This window comes from uncultured Dietzia sp. (genome assembly GCF_937873725.1).
Lineage (GTDB): Bacteria > Actinomycetota > Actinomycetes > Mycobacteriales > Mycobacteriaceae > Dietzia.
In genome coordinates, this window is record NZ_CALMYY010000088.1 from 1 (window position 1) to 14,354 (window position 14,354).

13 protein-coding genes and 1 pseudogene are annotated in these 14,354 nt (G+C 71.9%); 3 read left to right on the forward strand and 11 right to left on the reverse strand.

Going from position 1 to position 14,354, the window contains the following annotated elements; genetic code table 11:
* The 8 genes and pseudogenes from Q0444_RS08795 to Q0444_RS08830 form a co-directional block, all read right to left on the reverse strand.
* Positions 1–368, reverse strand: a pseudogene (locus tag Q0444_RS08795) (ribonuclease E/G); the annotation flags it as partial.
* A gap of 332 nt (positions 369–700) precedes the next feature.
* The gene (gene ndk, locus Q0444_RS08800; RefSeq protein ID WP_291081478.1) at positions 701–1,111 is read right to left on the reverse strand and encodes a nucleoside-diphosphate kinase; all 411 of its coding nucleotides are present in this window, start codon (positions 1,109–1,111) and stop codon (positions 701–703) included.
* A 30-nt stretch (positions 1,112–1,141) separates the two neighbouring features.
* The gene (locus Q0444_RS08805; RefSeq protein WP_291081476.1) at positions 1,142–1,561 is read right to left on the reverse strand and encodes a DUF4233 domain-containing protein; all 420 of its coding nucleotides are present in this window, start codon (positions 1,559–1,561) and stop codon (positions 1,142–1,144) included.
* Positions 1,558–3,150 (reverse strand): folylpolyglutamate synthase/dihydrofolate synthase family protein, encoded by a 1,593-nt coding sequence (locus tag Q0444_RS08810; RefSeq protein ID WP_299023017.1) that lies wholly within the window; start codon positions 3,148–3,150, stop codon positions 1,558–1,560. Before Q0444_RS08810 ends, Q0444_RS08805 begins: the two co-directional genes overlap by 4 nt.
* Positions 3,147–5,858, reverse strand: a complete 2,712-nt coding sequence (locus Q0444_RS08815; RefSeq protein ID WP_291081472.1) for a valine--tRNA ligase — start codon at positions 5,856–5,858, stop codon at positions 3,147–3,149. Before Q0444_RS08815 ends, Q0444_RS08810 begins: the two co-directional genes overlap by 4 nt.
* A gap of 63 nt (positions 5,859–5,921) precedes the next feature.
* Positions 5,922–6,911, reverse strand: a complete 990-nt coding sequence (locus Q0444_RS08820; RefSeq protein WP_299023018.1) for a malate dehydrogenase — start codon at positions 6,909–6,911, stop codon at positions 5,922–5,924.
* Positions 6,912–7,053: 142 nt separating this feature from the next.
* The gene (locus tag Q0444_RS08825; RefSeq protein WP_291080789.1) at positions 7,054–7,683 is read right to left on the reverse strand and encodes a 3-oxoacid CoA-transferase subunit B; all 630 of its coding nucleotides are present in this window, start codon (positions 7,681–7,683) and stop codon (positions 7,054–7,056) included.
* Positions 7,680–8,447: a CoA transferase subunit A gene (locus tag Q0444_RS08830; protein ID WP_291080787.1), complete on the reverse strand. Its 768-nt coding sequence runs from the start codon at positions 8,445–8,447 to the stop codon at positions 7,680–7,682. The genes Q0444_RS08825 and Q0444_RS08830 overlap by 4 nt, the downstream gene beginning before the upstream one ends.
* Positions 8,448–8,574: 127 nt before the next feature.
* Between Q0444_RS08830 and pcaD the strand changes: the two genes are divergently transcribed.
* The 3 genes from pcaD to Q0444_RS08845 all read left to right on the forward strand — a co-directional run bounded on the left by pcaD (position 8,575) and on the right by Q0444_RS08845 (position 11,470).
* Entirely contained in the window at positions 8,575–9,366 is a 792-nt protein-coding gene (gene pcaD, locus Q0444_RS08835) for a 3-oxoadipate enol-lactonase (protein ID WP_291080785.1), read from the forward strand.
* Positions 9,363–10,151, forward strand: coding sequence for an IclR family transcriptional regulator (locus Q0444_RS08840; protein ID WP_291080783.1), 789 nt, complete (start codon positions 9,363–9,365; stop codon positions 10,149–10,151). Before pcaD ends, Q0444_RS08840 begins: the two co-directional genes overlap by 4 nt.
* 107 nt (positions 10,152–10,258) lie before the next feature.
* Entirely contained in the window at positions 10,259–11,470 is a 1,212-nt protein-coding gene (locus Q0444_RS08845) for an acetyl-CoA C-acetyltransferase (RefSeq protein ID WP_291080794.1), read from the forward strand.
* 306 nt (positions 11,471–11,776) lie between these two features.
* Here the strand turns inward: Q0444_RS08845 and catC are convergent, their stop codons facing one another.
* The 3 genes from catC to catA form a co-directional block, all read right to left on the reverse strand.
* Positions 11,777–12,058, reverse strand: coding sequence for a muconolactone Delta-isomerase (gene catC, locus Q0444_RS08850; protein WP_291080781.1), 282 nt, complete (start codon positions 12,056–12,058; stop codon positions 11,777–11,779).
* 34 nt (positions 12,059–12,092) lie between these two features.
* A complete protein-coding gene (locus tag Q0444_RS08855; RefSeq protein WP_291080779.1) occupies positions 12,093–13,214 on the reverse strand; it encodes a muconate/chloromuconate family cycloisomerase in 1,122 nt (373 codons plus the stop codon).
* 89 nt (positions 13,215–13,303) lie between these two features.
* A complete protein-coding gene (gene catA / locus Q0444_RS08860) occupies positions 13,304–14,170 on the reverse strand; it encodes a catechol 1,2-dioxygenase (RefSeq protein ID WP_291080777.1) in 867 nt (288 codons plus the stop codon).
* Between the last annotated feature and the right edge of the window lie 184 nt (positions 14,171–14,354).

Sequence of the window (14,354 nt, forward strand, 5' to 3'; positions counted from 1 at the left end):
GCGGGGGCCTTCTTCTCGGCGGCGGTCTTCTCCGCGGGGGCCTTCTTCTCGGCGGTGGCCTTCTTCGCGGGGGCCTTCTTCTGCGTGGTCTTCTTGGCGGGGGCCTTCTTCGCCGGCGCCTTCTCGACGGGCTCCTCCGCGGCGGGCTCCTCCACGACGGTCGCCCCGCCGTCTCCGCGGCCGGCGAACCAGGTGAGCAGCACCTCGCGCGTCACCGCGGACTGGGCGCTCTTGACCTCCACGCCGATTCCGGCCATGGCGGCCAGGAACTCCTTGCTGGTCATGCCCACGGCCTTGGCCGCCGCGTGCGCGCGCATCTTCTCGGGAAGCGCATTGAGATCGTCGATGGTCAGGTTCGAATCCGACACGTGTCTCCTCTGGCCGGACTCCGGGCGCGATCACGTCACCGGGGATTCCGGTGACCCACGCCGCCGCACGGGGTCGGCATTTCTCTCTGGGCCCCACCTCGGGGTGGGGCTATGTCTTGTGTCCGCGATACCGGTTGTGATCCGGGCCGCGGGTGGCGGGCGCCCATCCCGGGGCGAACCGATGGTCCGTTCGCCCGGAAGGAGGGCTCCGGCCATTGTCCCACACCCGCGGGCGATCCGTCGCCGCGCGGCCGACGGAGGACGCAGAACACGCCCGCCGGTCCGGGGACCGACGGGCGTGCTGAGCGCGGTGTCTGCGGGGTTGGACCAGATCAGAGGGCGGGGAACCAGAGCGCGATCTCGCGCGCCGCGGACTCCTCGGAGTCCGAGCCGTGGACGAGGTTGAACTGGGTCTCAAGGCCGAAGTCGCCGCGGATCGAGCCCGGGGCGGCCTTCTCGACCGGGTCGGTGCCACCGGCGAGCTGGCGCCACGCGGCGATCGCGCGGGGCCCCTCGACGACGCCGGCCACGACCGGACCGGAGGTAATGAACTCGAGGAGGTCGCCGTAGAACGGGCGCTCGGAGTGCTCCGCGTAGTGCTCGGCCGCGGTCTCCTGCGGCACGTGGCGCATGTCCATGGCGACGAGCCTGAGGCCCTTCGCCTCGATTCGCGCCAGGATGGTCCCGGTGAGTCCGCGCTGGACGCCGTCGGGCTTGATGAGGAAGAAGGTTCTCTCGGTCACGGCGGTAATGCTACAAGCCCCCGACCGGAGCTAGTCGTGCTGGCTGGGCAGGTAGCCCCCGGCCATCCGCTGCCTCAGATCCCGTCGCAGGTACAAGATGTATCCCCACACCGCGGCAAAGAGGAGACCGCACACACCCATCGACCAGTGCACCGCCCAGCCCGCCACGGCCAGGCCCGCGAGGGTGAGATTCAGCGGGATCGCCCACGGGCGCCGCTGCAGACCGCTGGCCACGACCATCGCCACGGCGAGCAGGCTGACGAACCACACCTTCCAGGCCTGGAAATGGGCTCCGTCGTCGACCCGCGCGATCACCGTGAGCACCAGGCCGATCACGATCGCCTCGAGCACGAGCGTGCCGGCCATGATCCCGCGCAGGCCCTTCCACAGGTCCACGGAGGGTTCGTGCGCGCTGTCCAGCGGGCTTCTGACGGGGGTCGGGTCGGTCACTGCGCGTCCTTTCCGAACAGGTCCCGGGCGGCACCGGCGGTCACCACGGAGCCCGTGACGAGGACTCCGACGCCGGACACGTCGTCGTCGGCGGTGGGATCGGGGACCCCCACCAGGTCGAGCGCGGCACTCAGCGCCTCGGGGAGCGAGTCCACCACGTGGACCCGCTGGGCGGTGAACCGCTCCTCGGCGATGCGGGTGAGCTCGTCGAGGTCCATCGCCCGCGGCGACGCGGCGCGGGTGACCACGACCTCCTCCACCACCGGCTCCAGTGCGGCGAGGAAGGCGTCGGCGTCCTTGCCGTCGAGCATCGCGACCACGGCCACGAGCCGCTTGAAGTCGAACTCCGAGGTGATCGCCGCGGCCAGAGCCCGGCCACCGTGCCCGTTGTGCGCGGCGTCCACCAGCACGGTCGGGCTCGAGCTCAGGCGTTCGAGTCGGCCGGGACTGTCGACGGCGGCGAAGCCGGCGCGGATGAGCTCGGGATCCAGCGACCGCTCCGGCCCTGCCCCGAAGAACGCCTCGACCGCGGCGGGCGCGGTCGCCGCGTTCTCCGCGTGGTGCTCACCGACCAGCGGCAGGAAGCCCTCCGGGTGCTCGCCCCCCAGGCCGCGGAGGGTCAGCAACTGCCCGCCCACCGCGAGCCGCCGGTCCACCACGTCGAACTCCGATCCCAGGCGGGCCACCACCGCACCCACCTCGACGGCCCGGCGCAGGAGGACCTCCATCGCCTCGGGTTCCTGACGGCCGATCACGGCGATCGGGTCGCGGGGCAGCAGCTCGTCCTCGGTTCCGGGTTGGATGATCCCCGCCTTCTCCCCCGCGATCGCCGCCAGGTCCTCTCCGAGGTAGTCGGTGTGGTCCAGGCCGACGGGGGTGACGACGGCGACGGCCGGCCGCACCACGTTGGTCGCGTCCCAGGTCCCGCCCATCCCGGTCTCCACGACGGCCACGTCCACCGGCGCGTCGGCGAACGCCGCGAACGCCATCGCGGTCAGCACCTCGAAGTAGCTCATGCGGGGCCCACCGCCGGATTCCGACCGCTGGTCCACCAGCTCGAGGTAGGGCTGCAGCTCGCGGTAGGTGTCCACGAACAGCCGCGCCGTCACCGGCTCGCCGTCGAGCGCGATCCGCTCGGTCACACTCTGCAGGTGGGGGCTGGTGTTGCGACCGGTGCGCTGGTGCAGCGCCCGCAGCAGCGCGTCGATCATCCGGGTGACGGAGGTCTTGCCGTTGGTCCCGGCGACGTGGACCACGGGATAGGTGTGCTGGGGGTCGCCGAGGATGGACGCGAGTTCGGCGATGCGGTCGAGGCTCGGTTCGAGCCTGGACTCCGGCCAGCGGGTGGCCAGCTCCTCCTCGACCGCGGCGAGCTCGGCGGTGTCGGCCTGCCACTCGGGGCTTCCGATCTCGGGGATCGGGCGCGGCGGCTGATGATCGTCGCCGTCCTCGTCCCCGGGGAGCGGTCCGCCCAGCGACACCCCGGCCACGAGGCCCTCCTCGCCGAGCATCTCGGCGACGTCCTCCTCCGTCGGGGTGTCCCACCCCTCCGCCGGGTCGTGCGGCGGGAGCCACTGACGGCCGGTCATGCCGGGTCCCCCGCGGCGGGCAACGCCTCGAGGCGGGCGGCGATCCTGGCGACCTCGGCCTCCGCCAGGTCGCGGCGTCCGCGGATCTTGTCCACCACGTGATCGGGGGCCTTGCCCAGGAACGCCTCGTTGCCCAGCTTGGCCCCGGTGGTCTCGAGCTCCTTGCGGGCGGCCGCGAGGTCCTTCTCCAGCCGCCGTCGCTCGGCGGCGAGGTCGATCGTCCCGGAGGTGTCGATCTCGACCCCCACCGTGGACAGCCCCAGACGGACCTCGAGCGAGGCGGTGGCGGTGAACCCGTCGCCGGCGGGGGTGAGCCTAGCGAGCGAGGCGACCTGGTCGAGCAGGTCGGCGGGCAGATCCGCGGCGTCGACCCCGGTGATGCGGGCGGGGACCCGCTGGCCGGGCTTGAGACCCTGATCCGAGCGGAAACGCCGGATCTCGGTGACGAGGGTCTGGGCGTCGCGCACCCGGCGGACGGGCTCGGCGGCGTCGGCGGACGGGACCACGTCGGAGGGCCAGTCGGCCACCACCACGGACTCCCGGCCGGTCAGGGCCGTCCACAGCACCTCCGTGACAAAGGGGATGACCGGGTGCAGCATCCGCAACACCACGTCGAGGACGTGACCCAGCACCAGTCGTGTGTGCTCGGCCCGCGCGGAGGCGCGGGACTCGTCGTCGTGACCGAACTGGACCTTCGCCAGCTCGAGGTACCAGTCACACACCTCGTCCCAGGCGAAGTGGTACAGGGCCTCGCAAGCCTTGGAGAACTCGTAGTTCTCCAGCGCGTCGTCGACCGACACGCGGACCTGGCCGAGCCGGTGGAGGATCCACCGGTCGGCGTCGGTGAGCGCGGACGGCTCGGGCAGCTCCCCCACCGTCGCGCCGTTCATCAGCGCGAAGCGGGTGGCGTTGAACAGCTTGGTGGCGAAGTTGCGGGAGGCCTGGGCGGCGTCGTCGCCGACCGACAGGTCGCCGCCGGGGTTGGCGCCGCGCGCGAGCGTGAACCGGAGCGCGTCGGCGCCGAAGCGGTCCACCCAGTCGAGCGGGTCGATGCCGTTGCCCTTGGACTTGGACATCTTCTGGCCGTGCTCGTCGCGGACCAGGCCGTGGAGGAACACGTCGGTGAAGGGGACCTTGCCGGGGGCGGCGTTCCCGCCGGTGAGGGTGCGGCCGACGAAGGTGCCGAACATCATCATCCGGGCCACCCAGAAGAACAGGATGTCGTAGCCGGTGACGAGCACGGACGTGGGGTAGAACCGCTCGATGTCGGCGGTCCGGTCGGGCCAGCCCATGGTGGAGAACGGCCACAGCCCGGAGGAGAACCACGTGTCCAGGACGTCGGTCTCCTGGGTGTACCCGGCGGGCGGCTGCTCGTCCGCCCCCACGCAGACCACCTCGCCGTCCGGCCCGTACCAGATGGGGATGCGGTGGCCCCACCACAGCTGGCGGGAGATGCACCAGTCGTGCATGTCGTCGACCCAGTCGAACCAGCGCGGCTCCTGGCTCTTCGGGTGGATCACGGTGTCACCGTCGCGCACCGCGTCGCCGGCCATCCGGGCCAGCTCCTCGACCCTGACCCACCACTGCAGCGAGAGCCGCGGCTCGATCGGCTCGCCCGAGCGCTCGGAGTGGCCGACCGAGTGCAGGTACGGGCGCACCTCCTTGACGATCCGGCCCTGCGCGGCGAGGTCCTCGCGGACCGCCCGACGCGCCTCGAACCGGTCCATCCCGTCGTAACGGGTGCCCGTGTCGGCGATGTGGCCGGTGGCGTCCATGATCGTGGGCATGTCGAGCCCGTGACGCTGGCCGATCGCGAAGTCGTTGGGGTCGTGCGCGGGCGTGACCTTGACGGCGCCGGTGCCGAACTCCGGGTCCACGTAGTCGTCGGCCACCACGCGCATGGTCCATCCCTCGCGGAACGGGTGCGGGATCTCGGCGCCCACCAGGTGGGCGTAGCGCCCGTCCTCGGGGTGCACCGCGATGGCGGTGTCGCCGAGCATCGTCTCGAGCCGCGTCGTGGCCACCACCAGGTGCGGCTCCGAGTCGTCCATGGAGCCGTAGCGGAAGCTCACCAGCTCGCCCTCGACGTCCGAGTACTTGACCTCGATGTCCGAGATCGCGGTCTGCAGGGTCGGCGACCAGTTGACCAACCGCTCGGCGCGGTAGATCAGGCCCTGGTCGTAGAGCTCCTTGAAGATGGTCTGAACGGCCCGGGACAGGCCCTCGTCCAGGGTGAATCGCTCGCGGGACCAGTCCACCCCGTCGCCGAGGCGCCGCATCTGCTCGCCGATGGTGCCGCCCGACTCGCGCTTCCACTCCCAGACCTTCTCGATGAAGGCCTCCCGGCCGATCTCGTGCCGGTCGATCCCCTCCGCGGCGAGCTTGCGGTCCACCAGGGTCTGGGTGGCGATGCCGGCGTGGTCCATCCCCGGCAGCCAGAGCACCTCGTACCCCTGCATCCGCTTGCGGCGGGTGAGGACGTCCATGAGCGTGTGGTCGAGCGCGTGTCCCATGTGCAGGCTGCCCGTGACGTTGGGCGGCGGCAGCACCACCGAGTACGCGGGCTTGTCGCTGGAGGGGTCGGCCTCGAAGTACCCGGCGTCCACCCAGCGCCGATACAGCTCGGCCTCGACCTCACCGGGATTCCATGAGGCGGGGAGGGAGTCCGCACGGTCGGTGTCGTGGCCGGGAGCAGCTGGAGTCGTCACCCGACCATCCTAGGCCGTCGACCTCCGGACCCCGAACCGCCGTCGGGGGCCCACCCCGGGGGGTCAGTCGATCAGCCCGAGACCCCGGACGGCGTCGCGCTCCTCCACCAACTCCGCGACCGAGGCGTCGATCCGCGCCCGCTGGAACTCGTCCAGTTCCAGCCCGTCCACCACCTCCCAGTCTCCGCCCCGACTGCGGCAGGGCAGACCGGTGACGACGCCCGGAACGGTGCCGTACTGCCCCTCGGACGGAAGCGCGACCGTGGTCCAGCTGTCGCCGGGGGTGCCGAACACCCAGTCACGCATCTGGTCGACGGCGGCACCGGCGGCGGACGCCGCCGACGACGACCCCCGCACCGAGATGATCTCGGCGCCGCGGCCGGCGACCCGCGGGATGAAGGTGTCGACCAGCCACTCGTGGTCGAGGCCCGCGGTGACGGGCCGACCGGCGCGCGTGAGGTAGGAGACGTCGGGGAACTGGGTGGCGGAGTGGTTGCCCCACACCACCACACCGTCGAGCTCCGCCACGGGGGCGCCGAGGCGCGTCGCGAGCTGACTGAGCGCGCGGTTGTGGTCGAGCCGCATGAGGGCGGTGAAGCGGCCGGCAGGGACGTCCGGCGCGTGCCGGTGCGCGATGTAGGCGTTGGTGTTGGCGGGGTTGCCCACCACCACCACCCGGACGTCGTCCGCGGCGTGCTCGTTGATCGCCCGCCCCTGGTCGCGGAAGATCGCGCCGTTGGCGGTGAGCAGGTCGGCCCGCTCCATGCCCTTGCCGCGAGGCTTCGCGCCGACGAGGAACGCCGCGTTGGCGCCGTCGAACGCCGCGACCGGGTCGTCGGTGATGTCGATCCCGGCGACCAGGGGCAGCGCGCAGTCCTCGATCTCCATGGCCACGCCCTCGGCGGCGACCACGGCGGACGGGATGTCGAGAAGCCGCAGTCGGACCGGGGTGTCCGGGCCGAAGACCAGGCCCGAGGCGAGCCTGAACAGCAGCGAGTAGGCGATCTTGCCGGCGGCGCCGGTGACGGTGACGGTGACCGGGGTGGTGCTCATGCGCAGGGCCTTCCACAGACGACGACGGGGTCGGCCCCCACAGTAGTGAGGAACCGACCCCGGACCCGTCGCGGGCCGGGGTCGGGAGGCCGCGCCGGTCGAGGACAGCGTCAGTCGAGGACCGCGTCAGTCGAGGACCGCGTCAGTCGAGGACCGCGGCGCCCGTCTTCTCGCGGACCTCCCCGAGGGTGACCCCCGGCGCGAGCTCCACCAGGCGGAAGCCCTCCGGGGTGATGTCGAGGACGCAGAGGTCGGTGACCACCCGCTGGACGCAGTGGCGCCCGGTGTACGGCAGGGTGTTCTCCGCCAGGAGCTTGAGGTCGCCCTTGCGGGTGACGTGGTCCATCATCACGATCACCCTGCCGGCGCCGTGGACCAGGTCCATCGCGCCGCCCATCCCCTTGACCATGGCGCCGGGGATCATCCAGTTGGACAGGTCGCCGGCCTGCGACACCTGCATGGCCCCGAGCACGGCCACGTCGACGTTGCCGCCGCGGATCATGGCGAAGGACTCCGACGACGAGAAGAACGCCGCCCCCGCAGCCGCGGTGATGGTCTCCTTGCCGGCGTTGATCATCTCCGGGTCGAGCTGCTCGCGCGTGGGGTAGGGACCCACGCCGAGGATGCCGTTCTCCGAGTGCAGTGTCACCTCGACGCCCTCCGGGACGAAGTCCGGGATCAGGGTCGGCATCCCGATCCCCAGGTTGACGTACTGGCCGTCGACGAAGTCGGACGCGATCCGCGCCGCCATCTGCTCGTGGGTCCAGCTCATGACCTCTCCTCCCCGTTGGCGCTCAGCTTCTCGATCTCCACGCCGGTCTCCTGCCGCCCGACCTCGACGAGGCGGTGGACGAAGATCCCGGGCAGGTGGACGTCCGCGGGATCGATCCCGCCGGCCGGCACGATCTCCTCGGCCTGCACGATCGTGATGCGTCCGGCCATGGCGACGTCCGGGTTGAAGTTGCGGGCGGTCCCGTAGAACTGCAGGTTCCCCGCGGTGTCCGCCCGGTGGGCGTGGACGAGGGCGAAGTCGGTGACGATCGAGCGCTCCAACACGTACGGGATGCCGTCGAACTCGCGCACCTCCTTGGGCTCGGAGGCCAGGGCGACCCCGCCGTCACCGTCGTACCGCAGCGGCAGACCGCCGTCGGCGACCATCGTGCCCACGCCGGCCGGGGTGTAGAAGGCGGGGATGCCGGCGCCGCCGGCCCGCATGCGCTCGGCGAGCGTGCCCTGGGGGGTGAGCTCCACCTCGAGCTCACCGCCCAGGTACTGCCGGGCGAACTCCTTGTTCGCCCCGACGTAGGAGGCCGTGGTCCGCGTGATGCGGCGGGCCTCCAGGAGCTTGCCGAGCCCGAAGCCGTCGGTCCCGCAGTTGTTGCTCACGGTCTCGAGGTCGGTCGCTCCCTGCTCGAGGAGGGCGTCGATCAGGACGGCGGGGATGCCGACCAGGCCGAAGCCCCCCACGGCGAGGGAGGCGCCGTCGGGGATGTCCGCGACCGCCGCTGCGGCCGACGAGAAGATCTTGTTGGTCATGTCACACACGGTAGGCGACGTTCGCTAGATGCACAAGCGTTCGCCTTACGCACATCAAGGGGGTATCGTGGTCCACGTCACCGGGATCCGACCCGTTCCGGCCTCGACCCCACGGAAAGGACCGACCATGCCCGCCACCCTGTCTTACGAGGTCAGCGGCCCTCAGTCCGCCGACACCCCCGTCGTCGTCCTCCTCGGCTCCCTGGGGTCCGACCGATCGATGTGGGACGCCCAGGTCCGGGACCTCTCCCGCGACCACGACGTGGTCGCCGTCGACCACCGCGGCCACGGCGGTTCCGAGGTCGTGGCGGGGCCCTGCACCGTCGCCGACCTCGCCGGCGACGTCCTGGCCCTCCTCGACGCCCTCGGAGTGGACCGCTTCCACGTGGTGGGGCTCTCCCTCGGCGGCGCGGTGGCGCAGTGGCTCGCCGTGCACGAGTCCTCCCGGGTCCGGTCGGTGGCGCTGCTGTGCACGGCCGCGAAGTTCGGGGAACCCTCGGGGTGGACCGAGCGCGCGGCCGCGGTCCGCTCGGGGGGCACCGCGGCCGTGGCCGACGCGGTGGTGGCGCGGTGGCTCACCCCCGCCCGCGCCGGGTCCGACCCCGCCCTGGTGTCCCGGCTCCGCGACATGGTCCTGGCCACCAGCGCGGAGGGCTACGCCGCCGCCTGCGACGCGCTGTCCGGCTGGGACGGCCGCCCCGACCTCGGACGCATCTCCTGCCCCACCCTCGTGGTGGCCGGCGACGAGGACCCCTCCACCCCGCCGGAGGTGCTCCGCGAGATCGCCGACGGCGTCCCCGGCGCCGAGTTCGTGATCCTGTCCCCCGCCGCGCACGTGCCCACCGTGGAGCTGCCCGCTCGTGTCAGCGAGGTCCTCCGCGCGCACCTGACCTCGGCCGCCGCCGCGGATCCGGCGTGACCGCGGCACCGGAACGGTCGGCCTCCCCGGACTTCGTCCAGTCGCTCGCCCGAGGCCTGGCCGTCATCACCGCCTTCGACGCGGACCACCCCCGGCAGACCCTCAGCGACGTCGCCCGCACCACCGGCCTCACCCGCGCCACCGCCCGGCGATTCCTCCACACGCTGGTCGAGCTCGGTTACGTCGACACCGCCGGATCCGCGTTCTGGCTCACCCCGCGGGTGCTCGACCTGGGGTACAGCTACCTCTCCGCCATGCCGCTGTCCGACCTGGCGCAGCCGCACCTCGAGCGGCTGAGCGCCCGGCTGGACGAGTCGTCGTCCGTGGCCGTCCTGGACGGTAGCGACATCGTCTACGTCGGCCGGGTGCAGGTGCGCCGGATCATGAACATCGGGATCACCATCGGCACCCGCTTCCCCGCCTTCGCCACCTCGATGGGCAGGGTCCTGCTCGCCGCGCTGCCCCCGGAGGACCTCGACTCCTCCCTCTCCGGAACCGACCTCCGGGTGCTGACCCCCCACGGCCTCGCCGACGAGGCGGCGCTCCGCTCCGAACTGGCCGCGATCGCCGAGCGGGGGTGGGCGCTGGTCGACCAGGAGCTCGAGCCCGGGCTCCGCTCCCTCGCCGCCCCGGTCCGCGACCGTGACGGCCGGGTCGTGGCCGCCCTCAACGTCTCGACCCACGCCGCCCGGTACTCGGTCGAACAACTCCGGGACGAACTCGTCCCGGTGGTCGTGGACGCCGCCCGGGCGTTGTCCGCCGACCTGGCCACCGTCAACCGCTGACCCCACGCCACCCCACCGCGACACCCCAGCCCATCGACACCCAGCCCGACGACACCCAGCCCGACGACACCCAGCCCGACGACACCCAAGCCCAACGAGGAGACCTCATGCGCGACACCGTCATCTGCCAGCCCCTCCGCACCCCGGTCGGCCGCTTCGGCGGCGTGTTCCGCGAGCTCGACGCCAACACCCTGGCCACGTCCCTGCTCACGGCGCTCGTCGAGCGCACCGGCCTGACCGGAGCGGACGTCGACGACGTGATCCTGGGCCAGGGATCGCCCGGCGGCGAGGGCCCGGCCATCGGCCGGATCGCCGCCCTCGACTCCCCGCTCGGGATCGACGTGCCCGGGATGCAGCTCGACCGGCGCTGCGGTTCCGGCCTCCAGGCCGTCATCACCGGCGCGTTGCAGGTGGCCTCCGGCGGCGTCGACCTCGTCGTGGCCGGCGGCGTCGAGTCGATGAGTCAGGTGGAGTTCTACGCCACCCCCTCGCCCCGCTGGGGCATCAAGGGCGACGGGATCTCGCTCGTCGACCGCCTCGGCCGCGCCCGCACCACGGTCGGCGGCCGCTCCCACGTCATCGACGGCGGGATGATCGAGACCGCCGAGAACCTCCGCCGCGAGTACGGCATCACCCGCGAGGAGCAGGACCGGCTCGCCGCGCAGTCCCATCAGCGCGCGGTCGCCGCCCAGCAGTCCGGGGTGTTCGCCGAGGAGATCGTCCCCGTCACCGTCCCGCAGCGCAGGGGCGACCACGTCGTCGTCGACACCGACGAGCATCCCCGCGCCGACACGACGGTCGAGGCCCTGTCCGGGCTGCGCGCGATCATGGGTCGCACCGACCCCGAGGCGACCGTCACCGCCGGCAACGCGTCGGGGCAGAACGACGGCGCGGCGATGTGCATCGTCACCACGACGGACAAGGCGGCCTCCCTCGGGTTGACGCCGCTCGTGCGCCTGGCCTCGTGGGCCGTCGCGGGCGTGGCCCCCGAGACCATGGGCATCGGCCCGGTCCCCGCCACCGCCAAGGCGCTCGGCCGGCTCGGGATGACGCTGGCGGACATGGACGTGATCGAGCTGAACGAGGCCTTTGCCGCGCAGGCGCTGTCGGTCATGCGCGAGTGGGACATCGATCCCGCCTCCGAGCGTCTCAACCCGCACGGGTCCGGCATCTCGCTCGGCCACCCCGTGGGCGCGACCGGTGCCCGCATCCTCGCCACCCTCTCGCACGAGCTGGTGCGCCGCGACGCCCAGTGGGGCCTGGAGACCATGTGCATCGGCGGTGGGCAGGGCCTGGCCGCGGTGTTCGAGCGCGTCTGACCCACCTCGGCCGCGTGCCGGGGGGCGGTCGGGCCGCCGCTGCCCCCTGGATGCGCTGCGTCTCCGGCTTACGCTGCGTCTCCGCCGTACGCTGCCGCCGGGATGCGCTGCGTCTCCGGCTTACGCTGGCCCACTGGTCCGGTCGCCCAGCGCCACCCCGGGAATCCCGTGCAAACAGGCCGCACAGGCCGAAGAGCCAGCGCAAGTCCCGGGGTCGCGCTGCGGCTGTGCCCGCCGCTGTGGTGGGCGCCGCCGATCGGGTGCGCTCGCCCAGGGGAACAGCGTCCCACGCACCTCGACCGGGGATCAGTCGATGCGCGAGGGGTGGCGGGTCAGCGCCATCACCTCGATGTCCATGAACGGGAACAGCGGAAGGCCGGAGAGCAGCTCGTGAAGCTCGTCGGCCGACTCGACGTCGAAGATGCTGATGTTGGAGTACTGGCCCACGATGCGCCAGAGCTCACGCCACTTTCCGGAGCGCTGCAGCTCCTGGCTGTAGGCCTTCTCGCGGGCCAGGGTCTCGGCCCGTACCTGCGGGTCCAGGTCGTGCGGGAGGTGGACGTCCATGCGGACGTGGAACAGTGCCATCGTCTGACTCTCCTTGTGGGTCGGGGTGCCGCTGTCAGCGGCGGGTGAACTTCTCCACGGCGTCGTGGTCGATCTCCACGCCCAGGCCCGGCCCCTCCGGGAGGTGGACGCGGCCGGCCTCGTACCTGATCGGGGTGGTCACGTAGGTCTCGGCCAGCAGGAGCGGACCGAACAGCTCGGAGCCGTAGTTGAACCCCGGCTCCGCGCACGCCAGGTGCAGCGAGGCCATCGTCCCGATGGGGCCCTCCAGCGAGGTCGCGGCGTGGCACGCCACCCCGGCCGTGCGCGCGATCGCCACGACCTCCTTGCTGCGGGTCAGCCCCCCGAGCTTGGTGGTCTTCACCGCGATCACGCCGGCGGCGTCCCGACGGACCACCTCGAGGGCGTCGTGCGGGGACTGCACCGACTCGTCCGCCATGATGTGCACGGGCAGGGTGCGGTTGAGCTCGGCCAGGACCTCGATCTGTTCCGTGGGGGTCGGCTGCTCGATGAGCTCGATCCCCGCGTCCACCAGCGCCGGCAGGTGGGTGGTGGCGGTGAACCGGTCCCAGCGGGCGTTGATGTCCACCCGCAGCCCGGCGCGCCCGTCGAGCCGCCCGGCGAGCGCGGCGATGCGGGCGACGTCCTCGGCCGGATCCAGCGCGCCCATCTTGAGCTTGAAGGTGCGGTGCCGGTCGGTGGCGAGGAGCTCGTCGATCTCCTCGACCATCTCCTCGAGCGGCATGGCCCCCAGGGCCCACGTGCACTCGATGGAGTCGCGGACCGCGCCCCCGAGAAGGGACCGCACCGGCACGTCCAGGGTGCGCGCCCACGCATCGAACATCGCGATCTCGAGCGCTGCCTTGGCGAAGCGGCCCCGGGCCACCACCCCCTCCATGGCCTCGAGGACCGCGGGGATCTGGTCCACGCGGCGACCCACAGCCACCGGAGCGAGGTACTTCTCGACGAGCACCTGCATAGTCTCCGCCGATTCGCCGCCCCACCAGGGCCCTCCCGGGGTGACGCCCTCCCCGTGGCCGACCACCCCGTCGGCGGTGGTCACCGACACGAGCAGGATCGACTGCGCGGTCGCGGTGGTGGTCGCGAACTTGTGGGGACGGATGAGCGGGACGTCGAGGATGCGGGTCTCGACGGAGCGGATGGTCATGTCGGTCATGGTCGGTCCTCGTCTAGGTGGGGAGCACGGACGCCCCGGCCGCTCGTGGCGGCCGGGGCGGGCGGCGGCGATTCCGGAGAACGTGCCGGTCAGGCGACGTAGCGCGGCGCGGACACCGGGTCGAGCACGAAGTCGTAGACCACCTCGTCGACCCCGTCGGCGCCCGGCTTGGGGTCCAGGAGAAGCTCGGGCTTGACCGCCCCGGCCACGTCGTCCTCGACCCACTGGCCGCCCTGGAAGTAGAGCTGGGTGGTGATGAGTCGCTTGCCCGGTGCCGTCACCTTGAGGTGGAGGTGGGCGGGACGCCACGGGTGGCCGTCGTAGCTGGCGATGAACTCGCCGGTCGGCCCGTCGTGCGGGATCTGGTACGGCGCGGGCTGGATCGTGGTGATCTCGAAGCCGCCCTCGGCGTCGGTGGAGAAGGTGCCGCGCAGGTTCCACTCCGGGATGCCCAGGCCGTCGTCGAACTGCGAGTAGTAGCCGTCGGAGTCGGCGTGCCAGAGCTCGACGGTCGCGCCCTCGATGCCGGCACCGTCCAGGTCACGGACCTGGCCCTTGAACACCAGGTGGGTGCCCTTCTCGTCCTCACGCATCGGCATGGTGCCCCTGGCGCCGAGATTCGGGGCGCCGGGAACGTAGTACGGGCCCTCGATGGAGCCCTTGGTGCCGTCGAAGATCCGACTGTTGGAGTCCTCGATGAAGTGCTCGAGGAACACGTCGAGCCACAGCGGCCACTCGCCGCCCTCGCCCACGTCGATGAGCCACTGCTTGAGGACGCGGTACTCGTCGTAGGTCACCTCGTGCTGGTAGATGACCTCGGAGAGCTTGGTCAGCACGTCCTTGTAGATCGCGGCGGCGCGCTCGGGCGAGGTGTCGGAGGTGACCCGGTTGCCCTTGAACTTGTCGGTGGCGGCGTTGCCTGAGCCGGAGGCGGTGGGGACTGCGGTGGTGGACATGACGCTCCCTGGGTGAGTGGGGACTGGATCGGGCCGGGGGACCGTGGTCCCGGCGGAGTGGGTCCGCCAGCCGATGACCACCACCGTGCACCCCGGGATGCTGTGTCGTCAATCACTCACTTTACGGATGTAGTGACACAATTGTGCGCATCGCGAACCCCGGGTCCGGGTCGGTGCAGGTCAC